Source organism: Actinomadura sp. 7K534, assembly GCF_004348575.1.
In the GTDB taxonomy this organism is placed as follows: domain Bacteria; phylum Actinomycetota; class Actinomycetes; order Streptosporangiales; family Streptosporangiaceae; genus Spirillospora; species Spirillospora livida.
On sequence record NZ_SMKB01000014.1, the window covers coordinates 43,841 to 61,484 of the forward strand.

Sequence of the window (17,644 nt, forward strand, 5' to 3'; positions counted from 1 at the left end):
CGGCCTCAGTCCTCCTTCTGCGGGGCGAAGGCGGCCAGCGGCTCGGAGCCCGACCAGTCGTGGCCCCAGTAGCTGTCCTTGGTGATCTCCTCGGCGGTGTAGTACGTCTCGTCCACCAGGAGTCCCTCGCAGCCGTACTCGATGTCCCAGCCGCCGGGCGCCCGCACGTAGAACGACACCATCTTGTCGTTGGTGTGCCGGCCCAGCGTGGAGGAGATCGAGAAGCCCTTCGCGGTGACGGCGTCGAGCGCCATGCCGACCGCGTCGAGCGTGTCGGCCTCCACCATCAGGTGGACGAGGCCCGGGTCGCCGTCGTGCGGCGCGGGGCAGATCGCCAGGCTGTGGTGCCGCTGGTTGACGCCCATGAACCGGATCCGGACCGGGCCGCCGACCTTCATCGCGCCGCGCGGCAGGAAGCCGAGGACCTCGTTGTAGAACGCGGCGGTCTCGGCGAAGTTCGGGGTGGGCAGCACCACGTGGCCCATGCCCATCGGGCCGGTGACGAACTTCTGCGCGAACGCGGTGCGGACGGGGCTGTGGTCGAGGACCGGGCCGAAGAACACCTCGACGGGCGTGCCGCCCGGGTCGGTGAACGCGATGACCTCCTCGGCGTCGCGCTCCGCCGCCTCCTTCGGCTTCAGCGCCGTCACGGCCGTGCCGGACTTCTCGACGGCCTCGCGCACGGCGGCCAGCGCGTACTGGTCGCGGACCTCCCAGCCCACGGCCAGCACCCGGTCGGAGTCGCCCGGCAGCACCCGCAGGCGCGACCGGCGCTCGTCCATGCGCAGGTACAGCCCGTCCGGGTCGGGGCCGCTGCCTTCGGCGAACCCGAGCCCCTCCAGGGCGAACTCGCGCCAGCGCTCGATGTGCCGGGTCTGGACCTTCACGTAGCCCAATCCTCGGATCTGCGTCACTGTCCTCGATCCCTTCGGTGAAGTCTCGGCGCTTTCCCGGCCGGTCAGATCATGGAGCGCATCGGGCCCTGCGGGGGTTCGATGTCCAGGTCGGTCAGGGCGGACACGTGGTACACCGAGCCCGGGACGTGGATCGCGTGGGCCAGGCCGACGTGCGCGTCCCGCCAGAAGCGCTGGATCGGGTTGTCGGTGCGCATCGCGTTCCCGCCCGACCGGACGACGATCTCGTTCATCGCCTGCACCGCCCGCCAGGCCGCGCGGACCTGGGTGCGGCGCCCGGCGGCCCGCTCCGCGAACGTCGGCACGTGCCCGGACGCGACCATGTCGTACATGCGCGAGCAGTTGTCCAGCAGCGCGGTCCGGGACGCCTTGATCTCCTCGGCCGCCTCGCTGATCGCGTACAGCACGTACGGGTCGTCCTTGATCTTCGTGCCGGTGATCTGGACGCGGTTCCGCTGGTAGGCCATGTGGTGGTACAGGGCGCCCTCGGCGATGCCGATCACCGCGGCGGAGATGCCGAGCGGGAACACGCAGGAGAACGGCATCAGGTAGGCCGGGTTGGTCAGGCCCGCCTCGCGGGGCGCGGAGCCGTCCACGACCTTGGAGTACTCCAGCGTCCGGTAGGTGGGGACGAACGCGTCCTTGACGATGATGTCCTTGCTGCCGGTGCCCTGGAGCCCGGCGACGTTCCAGGAGTCCTCGACGATCTCGTAGTCGGAGCGCGGCAGGATCAGGTGCAGCGACCGCGGCGGCTGCGCCATCTTGCCCTCGTCGTCGCCCAGCATCCCGCCGAGGAAGATCCAGTCGCAGTGGTCGGTGCCGGACGAGAACTGCCAGCGGCCGTTGAAGACGTAGCCGCCGTCCACCGGCCGGGCGATGCCCATGGGCGCGTAGGGGGACGCGATCCACGTGTCGGGGTCCTCGCCCCAGACCTCCTCGCGGACCTTCGGGTCGGCGTAGGCCATCTCCCACGGGTGGACGCCGACGATCCCGGCGATCCAGCCGGTGGAGCCGTCGAGGGCGGCGATGCCGAGCACGGTCTCGGCGAACTCGCGCGGGTGGACCTCCAGGCCGCCGTGCGCCTCCGGCTGCAGCAGCCGGATCACCCCCGCGTCGCGCAGCAGCGTGGCGGCCTTGTCGTCGAGCCGGCCGAGCCGCTCGTTCGCGGGGCCGAGCTCGCGGATCTGGTCGGCCCGCTCCATGATCTTGTCGAGCACGCGGTTCGCCATCGCCTGTCTCCCGTGATGTGTCGTCAGCCGTCGTAGGTGATCTTCAGCCGGCCGGTGACCGGTCTCGCCTGGCAGGCGAGGATGAGGCCGTCGGCGAGATCCTGCTCGTCGAGGACCGAGTTGGCGTCCAGGGCGACCTCGCCCTCCAGCGCCACGCAGGCGCACGCCGAGCAGTTGCCCTCCCGGCAGGAGAACGGGGCGTCGACCCCGGCGCGCAGCAGCGCGTCCAGCAGCTTCTCGGACCTCGGCCACGGCACCGTCCGCGTCTCGCCGTCCATCTCGACCTCGACCTCGGCCGCGTCCTCGCCGTCCGGGGCCTCCGCGGCGGTGTCCGGCTCCTCGAACGGGTCGCCCTCCAGCGAGAAGAACCGCTCGACGTGGACGCGGACGCCGGAGCCGGTGAGCGTGCCGGTGACCATGTCCATGAAGACCTCGGGCCCGCACACGAACGCCTGCCGGTCCGTGTAGGGCGCGGCCAGCGAGCGGAGCACTGCGGGCGTCGGGAGGCCCTGCACCGTCTCCAGCAGGTGGACGACGGTGAGCCGCTCAGGGTGCCGTTCGGTGAGGTCCCTCAGCTCGTCCGCGAAGATGACCGACCGCTCGTCCCGGTTGGCGTAGATGAGGGCGATCTTCCCGCTTCCGCCCGCCAGGCACGACTTGAGGATCGACATCACCGGGGTGATGCCGCTGCCGCCCGCGACGAGCAGCAGGTCGTCGTCCAGCGAGGACGGGGTGAAGGTGCCCGCCGGCCGCAGCACCTCCAGGACGTCGCCCGCGGTGACGTTGTCGCAGATCCAGTTGGACCCGAGACCGCCGCCGACCCGCTTGACCGTGACCTTCAGCCGGTCGTCGGTGAGCGGCGAGCTGCACAGCGAGTAGCAGCGCGCCGCCCAGCCGTCCCCGGACGGGACCCGGACCGTGAGGAACTGCCCGGGGCGGTAGGTGAACCGGTCCCGGTCGCCCTCGGCGGGTTCGAGGACGAGCGAGTGCGCGTCGGCCGTCTCCTTGACGACCTCCACCACCCGCGCCTTGAGTGCCGTCATGACCCCTCGGCGGCCTTCCCGGCGGCCGGCTCCCCCGCCGCCTCCGGCTCGGCGGCGGCGGCGTGCTTCGCCGCGATGTAGCCGAACACGATGGACGGGCCGATCGTGGCGCCGGGCCCCGCGTACTCGTTGCCCATCACCGACGCCGACGAGTTGCCCGTCACGTACAGGCCGTCGATGGCCGATCCGTCCTCGCGCAGCACGCGGGCGTGCTCGTCGGACACGAGGCCGCCCTTGGTGCCGAGGTCGCCGACCTCCAGCCGGAACGCGTAGTACGGGGCCGTGTCGACGACGTCGAGGTTCGGGTTCTTCAGGTTCGGGTCGCCGTAGTAGCGGTCGTAGGCGGAGTCGCCGCGGCCGAAGTCGGGGTCCTTGCCGTCGCGGGCGTAGCCGTTGAACTTCTCGACGGTGGCGGCGAGGGCGTCCGCCGGTACGCCGATCTTGTCCGCCAGTTCCGCGAGGGTGTCCGCCTTGAACGCGATGCCCGCGTCGTAGAACGCCTTCGGGATCGGCGCGCCCGGCAGGATCTGCGCGAACGGGTAGCGGGCGCGGGCCTTGGCGTCCATCACGAACCACGCCGGGACGTGGCCGCCTTCGAGCTGGTCGTGGACGAAGTTGACGTACGGCGCCGCCTCGTTGGTGAAGCGCGTCCCGTCCGCGGACACGATGACCTGCCGCGGGATCGCGCGCTCGGACACCAGCGGGATCGTCGCGCCCGCCGGGTGCCGGACGGCGGGCATCCACCACGCGTCGTCCATCAGGTCGACCGCCGCGCCGAGGGTCTCGCCCGCGCGGATGCCGTCGCCCGTGTTCTCCCGGGCGCCCATCGCGAAGTCCTCCCGGCCGCCCTCCGGCAGGTACTTGTCGCGCATCTCCTGATTGTGGTCGAAACCGCCGGTCGCCAGCAGGACGCCCTTCCGGGCCCGGATGCGGAGCGTCGTGCCGTCCCGCCGCGCCGCCACGATGCCGATGACGCGGCCGTCCGCACCGGTGACGAGCTCGCTCATCGCGGTCTGCAGCCAGAGCGGGACGCCGGCGTCCTTCAGCGCCATCCGCAGCCGCGCGACGAGCGCCCGGCCGCCGGTCGACATGTGCCTGCGGCGGACCAGGTTGGACGACACGCGCCACGCCGCGACCATCGACGCGCGCCGGCCCGCCCAGGTGCGCTTGGCCATCGCGAGGTCGTGGTAGTCCTTGGCGGTCACCCAGAGGCCGAGGGGGCCCTTCATGTTGTTCGGCCGCTGGTACTTCTCGTCCTCGCCGAGCTTGCGGGTGTCGAACGGCTTGGCCTCGATGGACCGGCCGAGCGCGCGGCCGCCTTCGAGCTCGGGGTGGTAGTCGGCGTAGCCCTTCGTCCAGAAGAACTTCATCCACCTGCTCTTGCCGATCAGCTCCATCGCCGCGGGCCCGTTGTCGACGAACGCGTCGAGCCGCGCGGCGGGGACGCGTCCCTCGGTGAGGAGGTCCAGGTAGCGGCGGATCGACTCGCGGCTGTCGTCGTGGCCGCGCGCCTTCAGCGTCGGGTTGTTCGGGATCCAGATGCCGCCGCCGGAGAGCGCGGTCGAGCCGCCGAACCGCTTGCCCTTCTCGATGATCAGCGCGCTCAGCCCCGCGTCGTGCGCGGTCAGCGCGGCGGTCATGCCCCCGCCGCCGCTGCCCACGACGACGAGATCGAACTCGTGGTCCCAGTCCACTTCGCTCTCTGTCTTCTTCGGGGGGACGACCCCCCGGTTCGCTTCGCTCATTTACTCTCGTCCTTCCTGGTCAGGAAGGCGAGGACGGCGCTCTCCCAGGCGTCCTTCTGCTCGATCATCACCCAGTGCCCGCAGTTCGGGAAGATGGTGACCTGCGCGTCGGGGATCGTCCGCATCGGGACGAGGGCCATGTCGACAGGGCTGACCCGGTCGTCGCGGCCCCAGGTGATCAGGGTCCGGGCCTGGAGCTTGTGCAGCATCGCCCAGTACGGCGGCTCGGCGGACTGCGCCATCGCCTTGGCGCGGGCGGCCATCGCCTTGGACCCGTACATGCGGCGGGCGCTCGCGAGGGTGTCGGGGTCGGTCGCCTGCTGCCAGCGCTCCTCGACCAGCTCCTCGGTGACGAGCCGCTGGTCGTGGACCATCGCGCGCAGCCACCGGACCAGGCGCTCGCGGGACGGGTCGTCGGTGAACTCCATCAGCAGCCTGATGCCCTCGCTGGCCCCGGGGCTGAAGACGTTCGCGCCGAGCCCGCCGACCGTGACCAGGCGCCGGACGCGCTCGGGCCGCCGGATCGCGAACTGGGCGCCGATGATGCCGCCCATCGAGTTGCCGACCACGTCGACCTGGTCGAGGCCGAGGCCGTCCAGGAACCGGCCGGTCGCGCCGCCGGCCGCCATCATCGGGTGCTCGTCGGTCGGGTCGCTGACCCCGAAGCCGGGGAACTCCAGGACCAGGCACCGGAAGTGCTCGGCGAACCGGGCGAGGTTGCCGCGGAAGTTCCGCCAGCCCGTGACGCCGGGGCCGGACCCGTGCAGCATCAGCAGGGGCGGACCCTCACCTGCCTCGTGGTAGCGCAGGACGCCCCGGTCGGTGGCGAGTTCGCGCAACGTCGCCTCGTAGGTCAGCTCCGCAGGCATGATCTCCCAGTCCTTCGACGGTGGCTTGTCCGGAACGTAATCGGCGCGGCGGCAAGGTCACTCCGCGGATCCCGATCAGCGGGACGCGCGGCGCCCGGCCGCCTTCCCGGGCCGCCCGGGCGCGCGCTTCCACTCAACGGGATCCGTCCGGACCGCCGCCCGACGGCCGTGCCTACGTTCGGACGCACGACTTGACCGTTGGCGGGTACCTGCCGCTTAGTGGATTTTGTCCCTTTGAAAGTTTGTTGACGACAGGGATCGTGTCCGTCCCGACACAGAGGTGAACAGATGTCAGCCGAGCCAGCGCTCACCGCAGCCACCGGTCTTCCGGACCCCGACGCCGTTGCCCCCGAGCCGGCCGAGTTCCGCAAGGCGATGGCGGAGTTCGCCACGGGCGTCACCGTGGTCACCGCCCTCGACGGCGGCGAGCCGGTCGGATTCGCCTGCCAGTCGTTCACCTCGGTGTCCCTCGAACCGCCGCTGATCCTGTTCTGCGCGGACAAGCGCGGCCGCTCCTGGCCGCGGATCCGCGCGGCGGGGCGGTTCTGCGTGAACGTGCTCGGCGAGGAGCAGCGGGAGCTGTGCGAGCGGTTCGGGTCGAGCCGGGGCGCCAAGTTCGAGGGCCTGGAGTGGGAGGTGTCCCAGTGGGGGACCCCGGCGCTGCCGGACGTCCTGCTGGGCGTGCACGCGGTCGTGCACGACGTGCACGAGGCCGGCGACCACGAGATCGTGATCGGGCGGGTCCTCGCGGTCGAGCGGCACGTGGTGCGGGACGGCGCGTGGCGGCACCCGATGGTGTTCTTCCGCAGCCGGTTCGGCATCAACGAGCCGGACGCGCCGATGGCCCCGGACCCGTGGGGCATGGGCGACCGCTGGGGCTGGGGCTGACGGCCGCCGGACCGCACCGGGCCGCCCGGCCGCCCGGCGCATCCGGTCGCCTCACATCCAGTCGCCGCGGCCGTCCACGGCGACCAGCCGGTTCATCGTCTCCGGCGACCAGGTCGGCCCGCGTCCCGCCGCCCCGGTGCCGCGGCGGGCCCGGGTCCCCGCGCGCCCGGCGCCGGGGACCGCGCCGGGGAACAGGATCTGCGACGTCTCCCGGGCGGCGGTGACCACCAGCGGCGCGACGTTCTCCAGCGGGGTGCGGATGTCGCCGACCAGGGAGATCCCCGCCACCGGCCCCTCGGGCCCGCGGACCGCGGCGGCGACGCACGCGATGCCGGGGAACGCCTCGCCCCGCTCGAACGCCAGGCCGCGGCGCTGCCGCACCCGGTGCAGTTCCTGGTGCAGCGTCGTCAGCTCGCCGATCGTGCGGCTGGTGAGCCGGCTGATCCCGGCGCCGAGCAGCGCGTCCACCTGCTCGGGCTCCAGCCACGCCAGCATCGCCTTCCCGAGCGCGGTGCAGTGCGCCGGGGCGCGTCCGCCGACCCGGGACGGCACGGACGCGGCGAGCCGCCCGCCGAGCTTGTCCAGGTAGAGCACCTCGGCGCCGTCCAGCACGGCGAGGTGCGCGACGAGCCCGGTCGTGACCTGCAGCTCGTGCAGCAGCGGCGCCGCGGCCTCGCGGATCTTGCCGTGCCCGCCGTCCCGGCCGCCGAGGCCGAGGGCGCGCGGGCCGAGGCCGTAGCCGAACGAGTGGTGGGCGAGCCAGCGCTGCCGGACGAGCTGGTCGAGGATCCGGTGCGCGGTGGAGCGCGGCAGCCGGGTGCGGCGGGCGACGTCCTCCAGGGTCAGCCGGGCGGTGGGCCCGTTGAACGCGTCGAGGATCAGGGTCATCCGCTCGATCATCGACGGCGGCGACTCGCGTCGCGCGGCCGGGCCGGGCCCCGTGGTGGCCTCACCAGTGGTGGCCTCGGCCGTGGTGGTGGCCTCGCTCATCGCACCTCCCAGAGGAGACTGAAATGAATTCTTGTTACCGTGAATCTAGCAATCGCTTGGTCAGATGGGAAGACCCCAAGTAAGGCCAGGTCAGGCAGGGGGAGGCGGGCACGGTGCGGTGACCTGGGCGCACCGGCTCCCGTGATAGAACGTTTTCCTGCCGAGGAAGGGAGGACCGATGCGCGTCGGCATCGTCACGCCCGTGGTGGCGCAGCCGCCCGGCGGCCACGCGGACTGGGAGCGGGACGCCGGGATCGCGGAGATCGGCCGGATCGCCGAGACCGCCGACCGGCTCGGGTACCACCATCTGACCTGCAGCGAGCACGTCGCCGTCCCGGTGGAGGCCGTCGAGCGGCGCGGCGGCGTCTACTGGGACCCGCTCGCCACGTTCGGCTACCTCGCCGCCCGCACGTCCCGCATCCGCCTGGCGACCCAGGTGCTCGTGCTCGGGTACCACCACCCACTCGCCATCGCCAAGCGGTACGGGACGCTCGACCGCGTCAGCGGCGGACGGCTCACGCTCGGACTCGGCGTCGGCAGCCTGGAGGAGGAGTTCGACCTCCTCGGCGCGCCGTTCGCCGGACGCGGCGCCCGCGCCGACGACGCCCTCGCCGCGCTGCGCGCCTCCCTGTCCCGCCGCACGCCCGAGTACCACGGCCCCCACTACGACTACTCCGGCATGGTCGTGGAGCCGCACGCCGTCCAGGACCGCGTCCCGCTGTGGATCGGCGGCCGGACGGAACGGTCGCTGCGGCGCGCGCTGACCGCCGACGGCTGGGTTCCCTTCGGCCTGCCCCGGCGCACGCTGAGCGAGATGCTCGCCTCCCACGACCTGCCGCCCGGTTTCGACGTCGTCCTCGAACCGTCCCGCCGCCTGGACCCGATCGGCGACCCGGACGCCGCCGGCGCCGCGCTCACGAGGCTCCGCGAGGCGGGCGCCACGATCGCGGGCGTCCGCCTGGCGTCCTCGTCCCCCGGCCACTACTGCGAGCAGCTCGCCGCGCTCCGCGGCCTCTCCGCGCCCTACGACCTGACCTTCGAGGAGGAACGGTGACATCTGCCGAGGCCCGGCTCGCCGCCCTAGAGGAACGCCTGCGCCTCCTCGAGGACGAGCGGGAGATCACCCGGCTGATCCTCTCCTACGGCCCCCTGGTCGACGGCGGTCGGGCCGAGGACGTCGCCGCCCTCTGGGACGACGACGGCGTCTACGACGTGGACGAACTCCTGATGACCGGCCGGGCGGAGATCGAGGCCATGGTCCGCTCCACCCCGCACCAGCGCTGGATCGCGGGCGGCTGCGCGCACTTCACCGGCCCGCCGCACGTCGCGGTCTCCGGCGACGACGCCACCGCGGTCGCCTATACCCTCATGATCGTCAACACGGCGGACGGCTTCACGCTCCGCCGGGCCACCGCCAACCGCTGGCGCCTGCGCCGCACGCCCTCCGGCTGGCGCGCCGTCGAGCGGACGAACCGCGTCCTCGACGGCCGCGAGGAGTCCCCCGCCCTCCTCGCCTCCCACTTCCCCGCTAGGGAGTGAGGGCCATGGTGGCGAGGACCCGGTTCCCCAGGTCCCGATCGCCGCTGAGGCGGACGGTCACCGCGTCGGGGGCGCAGCGTCCGGCGGCGAGGCGGACGTAGGTCTCCCAGTCCATGGCCAGCTCGGCGTCCGGCTCCTCGGGCTCGGCCCAGTGACCGCGCCCCTCGTCGTTGACGCGGACGGCCACGTGGAAGTCGAGCGGGTCGGAGATCCGGAACGCCACGGTCTTCCCCGGCCCGGCCTTCGCCCTCCGGGCGACGACCAGCGGGAGGCCCCTGCTCAGCATCTCCCAGAAGCAGTGCGCGGCGGGCGCGTCGAGGTTGCCGGGGCGCCCGACCGCCCGCCGGATGTCCTGCTCGTGCACCCAGCAGTCCATCGCCCGGACCCTCATGAGCTCGGTGTAGGTGCCCTCCCGGCCCTCCGGCAGCATGACCACGCGGTCGGGGTCCAGGCCGGGCAGCTGGGCCAGGCGGCGCTCCAGGGCGCCCGCCAGCTCCGCCGCCACGGCCGGACCCGGGACGGCGCGGCGCACGTGCACCGCCTTCTCCATGACCTGGCCGAGATCGTTGCGGACGTGGTCGAACCCGGGGACGTCGATCTCGGGCGCCGGATCGCCCAGCAGGTCGGCCTCGACACCGGTGATGTGCGCCAGCTGGTCCTTCACCGTCCAGCCGGGGCACTCGGTCGGCCGCTCCCAGTCGGCTCCGCCGAACGTCTCGGCGAGCGCGAGCGTGGATCGGACCGTCTGCTCCCAGGCCGCGGTGTAGGCGCGCATCTGCTCCATATGACCCCCTCCGTCGGCCTCAGAGCCTACGACCCCTCTCGGCGGGGTGTCAGGGGTGCTCGGTGCGCACGTGCCGGAGGAGGGAGGAGAGTTCCAGGTGGGGCTCGTGGCAGCGGTCGCAGGACCAGACGCCGTCCGGCACCGTGAAGCCGTGCGTCACGGCGTCGTCCCGCGCGCACAGCCGGTGGTAGGTGTGGACGAGGCGCCGCCACGTCCGGCGGACCACGGGCATTCCCGCTCCCTTCCCGAACCGATCGTCAAGGATCGGTCCAGGATAGGGCAACGGGAAAGTCAAGCCGACACGCCGGAGATCACTGGCCGCTTCGCACGCCGGGCTGGCCCTGCGCGTACTCCAGCGGCCGGGCCGCCTTGCGTCCCGGCACGTCCGTGCGGGCGCGGGTCTTGCCGACCGGGAGGACCGTCCGCCCGAAACTGCCCTCGAACATCATCGCGGCGGCCGTGTACAGGGCGATGACCGCGGACGCGACGAACAGCCAGCCGCCGACGTTCAGCGACCACTCGGACGGCGCGAACCAGCCCGCCGCGCTGAAGCCGGCGCCCGCCGCCAGCGTCACCAGGACCCCCGTGACCGCCAGGTTCTGGCCGAGCGCGGCGATCGCGCCCAGGGCGGTGATCACCGCGAGGGCGACCCACCAGAACGCGAACCCCTCGCTGGCCGTCCCGGCCACGGGTGCCAGTGCCGCCGGGAAGGCGCCGACGCTGACCAGCCCGAACAGCAGGCTGAACGCCACCCAGAACGAGCCCCACATCCCGTGCATCGCGGTCGCGACCCCGTCCCGGGCCCGGTAGGCCCAGCCGGTGGCGACGAGTTGCGCGATGCCGCCGAACACCAGCGTGAACGGCCAGAGGATCAGCGGGGTCAGGGCGTTGCCGTACCACTCGGCCTGCCACGCGCCGACCATCATGGTCGCGCCGGCGAACCCGAACAGCCCGAGGATGGACGGCGCGGCGATCGGCGTCAGGACGACCCGTGTCCGGTCCTCCCACATCGCGTGCTCGCTCCGTTCGCGGACCGGTCCCGGCGCCGCCGGGGCGGCTCCTTCGGCGGGCACGGCCGCCTGCGCACCGGGCTCCGGTGAAACGGCCCGTCCTCTGCGCCTTACCATGAAATCCCCCTTTGTTCGGAGAGCCGTATATTCGTGGTAACCGTGCCTGGGCAGGGCAAACGACCACCAGAACGGTCGTCTCGCGAAAAGCGAGCGTCCTTTACCGGCAATTCGCGGGGCTATGGATGGGGCATTACCGCCGCGCCGCTCCGGCGTCTCACGCCCGGGGGTGGCAGTGCACCCGCAGGCCGGGTGTTCCGCTCCAGCCGATCAGCCGGAACAGCCGCTCGATGTGGGACGACACCGAGTGCAGGACGAGCATGCGGTCGCGCGCGTGCAGTTCCCGGGCCGTCAGGGTGAAGGCGCGCAGGCCGGCGACGTCGACGAACTCGACGCCCGCCAGGTCGACGTGGACGTCCCCGGGCACGCGGTCCAGGGCGCCGCCGAGGGCGCGCGACACGTCCCGGGCGTTCGAGACGTCGATCTCCCCGGCCATCCGCAGCCAGGGCGAGGCCGACGCGCCCGCGATGCGCAGCAGCGCCGTGTCGTGCTCGACGATGTCGTAGTGCGGGGACGCGCGCCGCCCGGACTCCAGGCCGCCCTCACCGTCGGTGATCCGCCAGACCGTCATCCGCTCCTCGCCTATGGCCGGGGGCGCCGCTACCGGGGGCGGCCCCGTATATGCCAGGCTCTCATCTGTCGGCACCTTCTGAACCCCACCGAGCGGGAAAACCACCATCGGGAGCCGTTTCATGGACGAGAAGGCCATACTGAACCGCATCAGCGAGTTCATCGCGGAGGAGCACGCGCTGCGCGACGCGCACGAGCGCGCCGAGACGGGCGGTGCCGAGACGCGGCAGCGGCTCAGGGATCTCGAGGTGGCGCTCGACCAGTGCTGGGACCTGCTCAGGCAGCGGCGGGCGCGCATCGAGGCGGGGCAGAACCCCGACGAGGCGCAGGTCCGGCCCGCCTCCGAGGTCGAGGACTACCGCCAGTAGGCCCTCACCCGCGCGCCAGCAGCTTCGGCGGGGTGATCGGCAGGTCGCGGACGCGGACCCCGGTCGCGTGGTGGACCGCGTTGCCGATCGCCGCGGCGGCGCCCACGATGCCGATCTCGCCGATGCCCTTGGCGCCCATCGGGTTCAGGTGCGGGTCCGACTCCTCCAGCCACACCGCCTCGATGCCGGGGACGTCCGCGCAGGCCGGGACGTGGTACTGGGCGAGGTCGCGGTTGAGGTAGTCGCCGAACCGCTCGTCCATGACGCTCTCCTCCATCAGCGCCATCCCGATGCCCATCGTCATGCCGCCGACGAACTGCGAGCGGGCCGTGACCGGGTTGACGATCCGCCCGGCGGCGAACACGCCGAGCATCCGGGAGACGCGGACCTCCCCCGTGTCGGCGTCCACCTCGACCTCCGCGAACTGCGCGCCGAAGGCGTGCCGTGCGTACCGCTCCTGCGCCTTGACCTCGTCCCGGGTGTCGGCCGACGCCTCGACGCCCTCCGGCGGGACGGCCCCGTTCAGCCGCTCGCGCAGCGCCTCGCACGCCCGGACCACGGCGGTGCCCCAGCTGGCCGTCCCGCTGGATCCGCCCGCGACGGACGCGGCGGGGAAGGAGCTGTCGCCCACCTCCATGCGCACCCGGCCGAGGTCCGCCTTGAGCGTCTCGGCGGCGAGCAGCGCCAGCGCGGTGCGGGCGCCGGTGCCGATGTCGGCGGCGGCGATCCGGACCGTGAACGTCCCGTCCGGCTCGGCCCGCGCCGTCGCCCGGCCCGGGTTGAGGCGCGCCGGGTAGGTGGACGCCGCGACGCCCGTCCCGACCAGCCTGCGGCCCGCGCGGCGGGACCGGGGCGCCGGGTCGCGGCCGGCCCAGCCGAACCGCTCCGCGCCCTCCCGCAGGCACGCGACGAGGTTGCGGGAGCTGAACGGCAGGCCGCTCTCCGGCTCGTGGTCGGTGTCGTTGCGGATCCGAAGCTCGACGGGGTCGATCCCGGCCGCGGCGGCCAGCTCGTCCAGCGCCGATTCGAGCGCGTACATGCCGGGGGTCTCACCCGGCGCGCGCATCCACGACGGCGTCGGGACGTCCAGCGCCACGACCCGGTGCGTCGTGCGGCGGTGCGGGGCCCGGTACATGATCCGGGTCGGCGCGGCGGTCTGCTCGGCGAACTCGCGGACCGTGGACGTCTGCTCGACCACGTCGTGCACGATCGCGTTGAGCGTCCCGTCGGCGGCGGCGCCGAGCCTGAGCCGCTGGATGGTGGGCGTGCGGTAGCCGGTGGTCGCGTACATCTGCTGGCGCGGCACCGCGAACTTGACCGGGCGGCCGACCTCCCGCGCGGCCATCGCCGCCAGCACCGCGTTCGGACGGGGCGTGCCCTTGGCGCCGAACCCGCCGCCCACGTGCGGGGACACGACCCGCACCTGATCCTGGTCGAGCCCGAAGATCCTGGCGATCGTCCGCTGGTGCGTGGACGCGCCCTGGGTGGACTCGTAGAGCGTGAGGGATCCGTCCTCGTTCCAGTGGGCGACGGTCGTGTGCGGCTCCATGGGGTTGTTGTGCTCGGCGGGGGTCGTGTAGGTGACGTCGACCTGCACGTCCGAGTCGCTGAGGGCCGCCTCCGGGTCTCCCATCTCGGTGTCGGCGGGGACCCCGGTGTTGATCTCCTCGGGCCTGTAGAGACCGGGGTGGTCGTCGCGGAGCCGGACGTCGGGGGCCTCGGCCGCGTACTCGATTCGGAGCCGCCGGGCCGCCTCCCGGGCCGTCTCCAGCGTCTCGGCGACGACGGCGGCGACGAACTGGCCGCGGTAGGAGACCGTCCGGGACTGGAAGACCGCCAGCTCCCCGTTCGACCGCGACGCGAGCTGCGGCGCGTTCTCGCAGGACAGGACGGCGAGGACGCCCGGAAGCCGCCGCGCGGACGCGGCGTCCACCGACACGATCTCGCCCTTTCCGGCCTCCGCCTGCACGGCCGAGACGTACGCGGGGTCCTCCAGCGGGTACTCGTAGGCGTAGCGGGCCTTGCCGGTGACCTTCTCGCGTCCTTCGAGCCGGTGCGTCATGACCCCTCCCCCAGTCCGGCCAGCGTGCGCACGATGAGGTTGCGCGCGAGCGGCACCTTGTAGGCGTTGTCGCGCAGCGGCTCCGCGGCGGCGAGCTCGGCGTCGGCGGCGCGGGCGAACGTCTCCTCGGTCGCCGGGGCGCCCCGCAGCACGTCCTCGGCCCTCCCCGCGCGCCAGGGCTTGTGGGCGACGCCGCCCAGCGCCAGCCGCGCGTCCCGGACCGTCCCGTCGCGGACGTCCAGCGCCGCCGCGATCGACACCAGGGCGAACGCGAACGACGCGCGCTCGCGGACCTTGCGGTACGCGGCCGGCATCCGCAGCGGCGGCACCACGACCTCGGTGACGAGGTCGCCGGGTTCGAGCACGGTGTCGCGCTGCGGCTCGGCGCCGGGGAGCCGGTGGAAGTCGCCGAGCGGGACGGTCCGCTCCCCGCCGCGGCCGACCACCCGGACCGACGCGCCGAGCGCCGCGAGCGCCACCGCCATGTCGGACGGATGGGTCGCGACGCACGCCTCCGAATGGCCGAGAACCGCAAGGTTGTGGTGCTCGCCGTCGCGCGCCGGGCAGCCGCTCCCGGGGTTCCGCTTGTTGCACGGCTTGGACGCGTCCTGGAAGTAGGAGCACCGCGTGCGCTGGAGGAGGTTGCCGCCGACGGTCGCGAGGTTGCGGAGCTGGCCCGACGCGCCCGCCAGGACGGCCTTCGACAGCATCGGGAACTCCTCGCGGACGGTCCGGTCGGCGGCGAGGTCGCTGTTGGTGACGGCGGCGCCGACGACGAGGGTGCCGTCCGGGGTCCGCTCGATGCGGTCGTGGGCGAGGCCGGTGACGTCCACCAGCTTCGCGGGCTCCTCGACACCGAGCCGCATCAGGTCGACGAGGTTGGTGCCGCCGCCGAGGTAGCGGGCGCCGTCCTCGTGCCGGGCCAGCGCGTCCTCGGCGCTGGTCGCGCGCTCGTACGCGAACGGCCTCATGGCCGCGCCCCCTCTCCGCCGACCTCGCGGAGGGCCGCGACGATGCCGCGGTAGGCGCCGCAGCGGCACAGGTTGCCGCTCATCCGCTCGCGGATCTCGGCGTCGTCGAGGACCGGGTCGGCCGCGACGTCCTCGGTGACGGCGCTGGGCCAGCCCTGCTCGGCCTCGTTCAGCATTCCCGTGGCGGAGCACAGCTGGCCCGGGGTGCAGTAGCCGCACTGGAAGGCGTCCTGCTCGATGAACGCCTCCTGGAGGGGGCTGAGCCGCCCGTCCTCCGCGAGCCCTTCCACGGTGACGATCTCGGCGCCGTCGTGCGCGACGGCCAGCGCGAGGCAGGAGTTCGCGCGGCGCCCGTCGAGCAGGACGGTGCACGCACCGCACTGCCCGTGGTCGCAGCCCTTCTTCGAGCCCGTCAGGCCGAGGTCCTCGCGCAGGACGTCCAGCAGGGAGGCGCGGGTGTCGACGCTGAGCCGGTGCTCTGTGCCGTTCACGACCAGGGCTATGGCGGCGACGACCGGCGTCGCTTCACTGTCCATGCACCGCCCCCTACCCCGGATGACCGGTGTAAGTCGGCGGCCGGCGGCGCGGTCAGGGCGGCGCGGGTCAGTCGTCGTCCGAGCTGGAGAGGATCTCCACGACCGTCCGGGCCGTGTCGGTGGGCAGCGGCGCGGGAAGGCCGCGCCACTTGCGGGACGCGGCCACCGCCGCGGCTCCGGCCCCGCCCCCGTACACGGCCGCCGCGACGAACGAGGCGAGCTCCGGCGGCAGCTTCTTCTCCAGCAGCAGGAGGTTGGCCCGGTAGGTGGCCGCGGTGGCGAGCATCCCGAAGGCGCCGGCGACCGCGCCGAGCCGCAGCGCCGGGACGCGCTGCCGCATCTTGTCGATCATCTCCTGCTGGGCGGCGTCGACCACCCGCCGGGCGAGCAGGAGGTTCTGCTCCAGCGGGCCGTCCACCTCCGCGGGTTCACTCGACTCCGTCATGACCCATCGGTACCCCAAGGAAAGCGAAAGAACCGGGAGAGCAATGTGTCACCCTCGGTAACTTTGCGAGTGCTGTAGGTTGCGACCGGACCCGACAGAGAGGCCGTCGATGCAACCGTTCGAGCTGCCCGACTTCTACGTCCCGCACCCCGCGCGTCTGAACCCCCACGTGGCGGGCGCGCGGACGCACACCATGGCGTGGGCGCGCGAGATGAAGATGCTGGACGACGACCGAGATCCCGGCACCCCGGACATCTGGGACGAGCCGGCGCTCGAAGCGATGGACTACGCGCTCCTGTGCGCCTACACCCATCCCGACTGCGACGGCCCGGAGCTCGACCTCATCACCGACTGGTACGTCTGGGTCTTCTACTTCGACGACCACTTCCTGGAGGTCTTCAAGAAGACCAAGGACCAGGCGGGCGCCCGGACCTACCTCGACCGGCTTCCGCTGTTCATGTCGCTCGACCCGCCGGAGCCCGTCAACGCCGTCGAACGCGGCCTCGCCGACCTGTGGGCGCGCACCGTCCCGTCCCGGTCGGACGCGTGGCGGGCGCGCTTCTCGGAGAGCACCGTGAACCTGCTCCGCGAGTCGCTGTGGGAGCTGTCCAACATCAGCACCGGCCGCATCCCCAACCCGGTCGAGTACATCGAGATGCGGCGCAAGGTCGGCGGGGCGCCCTGGTCGGCCGACCTCGCCGAGCACGCGGCGGGCGTCGAGATACCCGAGCGCGTCGTCGGGACGCGGCCGCTCCGCGTCCTCAAGGACACCTTCTCCGACGGCGTCCACCTGCGGAACGACATCTTCTCCTACCAGCGGGAGACCGAGTCCGAAGGCGAGGTGAACAACGCCGTCCTGGTGATGGAGCACTTCCTGGAAGTCGCGCCCCAGGCGGCCGCCGACACCGTCAACGACCTGCTGACCTCGCGGTTGCGCCAGTACGAGAACACGGCCCTCACCGAACTCCCCCACGTGTTCGAGGACCACGCCCTCGACCCCGCCGAGCGGGCGGCCGTCGCCACCTATGTGAAGGCCCTCCAGGACTGGCAGTCCGGCGGCCACGAATGGCACATGCGGTCAAGCCGCTACATGAACGAGAAGTCCATCGGCATGTCGGCGGCCCGCATCCCGGCGCTGCTGAAGTCCGCCCGGATCAGCCTGCCGCACGTCCCGTTCCAGAAGGTCGGGCCGACGCCGCTGCCCGAGTTCGACATCCCCTACCCCGCCCGCGTCAACCCGCACCGCGAGAGCGCCGGCCGCAACGTCGTCGCGTGGGCGCGCGAGATGGGCATGTTCTCCCCGCAGCCGCGGCTGCCCGCCCCGGTCTGGACGGCCGAGACGCTGACCGGCATGGCGCTGGAGATCTGCGCCGCGTCCCTGGACCCGGACGCCTCCCCGGAGGCGCTCGACCTCGCCACCCAGTGGCTCGCCTGCGGCACCTACGGCGACGACTACTTCCCCGCCCTCTTCAACCGCGACCGCGACATGGCCGGCGCGAAGCTCTTCAACGCCCGCGTCCCCGCCTTCCTGCCGCTGGACTGCGGCACCTGTCTCTTATACACA

The 17,644-nt window shown here is 72.8% G+C and carries 19 protein-coding genes; 5 read left to right on the plus strand and 14 right to left on the minus strand.

The annotated features are described in order from the left end of the window. Window positions 1-5 precede the first annotated feature (5 nt). From E1266_RS05330 to E1266_RS05350, 5 genes are all read right to left on the minus strand, one after another. Window positions 6-887 carry a VOC family protein gene (locus E1266_RS05330; protein ID WP_243718241.1) on the minus strand — a complete coding sequence of 294 codons (882 nt, stop codon included), beginning with the start codon at window positions 885-887 and terminating at the stop codon, window positions 6-8. Window positions 888-958: 71 nt separating this feature from the next. After that, window positions 959-2,143 carry an acyl-CoA dehydrogenase family protein gene (locus tag E1266_RS05335; protein ID WP_132044303.1) on the minus strand — a complete coding sequence of 395 codons (1,185 nt, stop codon included), beginning with the start codon at window positions 2,141-2,143 and terminating at the stop codon, window positions 959-961. A 23-nt stretch (window positions 2,144-2,166) separates the two neighbouring features. Then, complete coding sequence (locus E1266_RS05340; protein ID WP_132044305.1) at window positions 2,167-3,186, minus strand: ferredoxin--NADP reductase; 1,020 nt, start codon at window positions 3,184-3,186, stop codon at window positions 2,167-2,169. Continuing rightward, a complete protein-coding gene (locus E1266_RS05345) occupies window positions 3,183-4,931 on the minus strand; it encodes an FAD-binding protein (RefSeq protein ID WP_132044307.1) in 1,749 nt (582 codons plus the stop codon). Before E1266_RS05345 ends, E1266_RS05340 begins: the two co-directional genes overlap by 4 nt. Further along, window positions 4,928-5,800: an alpha/beta fold hydrolase gene (locus E1266_RS05350; protein ID WP_132044309.1), complete on the minus strand. Its 873-nt coding sequence runs from the start codon at window positions 5,798-5,800 to the stop codon at window positions 4,928-4,930. Before E1266_RS05350 ends, E1266_RS05345 begins: the two co-directional genes overlap by 4 nt. Window positions 5,801-6,088: 288 nt before the next feature. Between E1266_RS05350 and E1266_RS05355 the strand changes: the two genes are divergently transcribed. Next, entirely contained in the window at window positions 6,089-6,688 is a 600-nt protein-coding gene (locus tag E1266_RS05355) for a flavin reductase family protein (RefSeq protein ID WP_132044311.1), read from the plus strand. A gap of 51 nt (window positions 6,689-6,739) precedes the next feature. Here E1266_RS05355 and E1266_RS05360 read toward each other — a convergent pair whose 3' ends face one another. Then, complete coding sequence (locus tag E1266_RS05360; protein ID WP_132044313.1) at window positions 6,740-7,678, minus strand: IclR family transcriptional regulator; 939 nt, start codon at window positions 7,676-7,678, stop codon at window positions 6,740-6,742. Window positions 7,679-7,856: 178 nt separating this feature from the next. On the opposite strand from E1266_RS05360, the gene E1266_RS05365 reads away from it, so the two are divergent. After that, entirely contained in the window at window positions 7,857-8,732 is an 876-nt protein-coding gene (locus tag E1266_RS05365; RefSeq protein WP_132044315.1) for a TIGR03619 family F420-dependent LLM class oxidoreductase, read from the plus strand. After that, window positions 8,729-9,217 (plus strand): nuclear transport factor 2 family protein, encoded by a 489-nt coding sequence (locus E1266_RS05370; protein ID WP_132044318.1) that lies wholly within the window; start codon window positions 8,729-8,731, stop codon window positions 9,215-9,217. Before E1266_RS05365 ends, E1266_RS05370 begins: the two co-directional genes overlap by 4 nt. On the opposite strand, the gene E1266_RS05375 is transcribed toward E1266_RS05370, so the two are convergent. From E1266_RS05375 to E1266_RS05390, 4 genes are all read right to left on the minus strand, one after another. Further along, entirely contained in the window at window positions 9,207-10,001 is a 795-nt protein-coding gene (locus E1266_RS05375; RefSeq protein WP_132044320.1) for a maleylpyruvate isomerase family mycothiol-dependent enzyme, read from the minus strand. The genes E1266_RS05370 and E1266_RS05375 overlap by 11 nt on opposite strands. Before the next feature lie 49 nt (window positions 10,002-10,050). Further along, window positions 10,051-10,233 (minus strand): hypothetical protein, encoded by a 183-nt coding sequence (locus E1266_RS05380; RefSeq protein ID WP_132044322.1) that lies wholly within the window; start codon window positions 10,231-10,233, stop codon window positions 10,051-10,053. Window positions 10,234-10,312: 79 nt separating this feature from the next. After that, window positions 10,313-11,128, minus strand: coding sequence for a GPR1/FUN34/YaaH family transporter (locus E1266_RS05385; protein ID WP_132044324.1), 816 nt, complete (start codon window positions 11,126-11,128; stop codon window positions 10,313-10,315). Between the two features lie 157 nt (window positions 11,129-11,285). Continuing rightward, window positions 11,286-11,699 (minus strand): STAS domain-containing protein, encoded by a 414-nt coding sequence (locus E1266_RS05390; RefSeq protein WP_165965942.1) that lies wholly within the window; start codon window positions 11,697-11,699, stop codon window positions 11,286-11,288. Between the two features lie 121 nt (window positions 11,700-11,820). On the opposite strand from E1266_RS05390, the gene E1266_RS05395 reads away from it, so the two are divergent. Beyond that, on the plus strand, window positions 11,821-12,066 hold the full coding sequence (locus tag E1266_RS05395) for a DUF2630 family protein (RefSeq protein ID WP_132044328.1): 246 nt from the start codon (window positions 11,821-11,823) through the stop codon (window positions 12,064-12,066). A gap of 4 nt (window positions 12,067-12,070) precedes the next feature. On the opposite strand, the gene E1266_RS05400 is transcribed toward E1266_RS05395, so the two are convergent. From E1266_RS05400 to E1266_RS05415, 4 genes are all read right to left on the minus strand, one after another. Continuing rightward, window positions 12,071-14,128 (minus strand): xanthine dehydrogenase family protein molybdopterin-binding subunit, encoded by a 2,058-nt coding sequence (locus tag E1266_RS05400; RefSeq protein WP_132044330.1) that lies wholly within the window; start codon window positions 14,126-14,128, stop codon window positions 12,071-12,073. Next, window positions 14,125-15,099, minus strand: coding sequence for a xanthine dehydrogenase family protein subunit M (locus E1266_RS05405; protein WP_132044332.1), 975 nt, complete (start codon window positions 15,097-15,099; stop codon window positions 14,125-14,127). Before E1266_RS05405 ends, E1266_RS05400 begins: the two co-directional genes overlap by 4 nt. Beyond that, a complete protein-coding gene (locus tag E1266_RS05410) occupies window positions 15,096-15,635 on the minus strand; it encodes a 2Fe-2S iron-sulfur cluster-binding protein (RefSeq protein WP_132044335.1) in 540 nt (179 codons plus the stop codon). Before E1266_RS05410 ends, E1266_RS05405 begins: the two co-directional genes overlap by 4 nt. A gap of 67 nt (window positions 15,636-15,702) precedes the next feature. Further along, complete coding sequence (locus E1266_RS05415; protein WP_132044337.1) at window positions 15,703-16,080, minus strand: phage holin family protein; 378 nt, start codon at window positions 16,078-16,080, stop codon at window positions 15,703-15,705. A gap of 109 nt (window positions 16,081-16,189) precedes the next feature. Here E1266_RS05415 and E1266_RS05420 point away from each other — a divergent pair. Beyond that, window positions 16,190-17,644, plus strand: a 1,455-nt coding sequence (locus E1266_RS05420) for a germacradienol/geosmin synthase (protein ID WP_132044339.1), incomplete at its 3' end; no start/stop codon positions are given.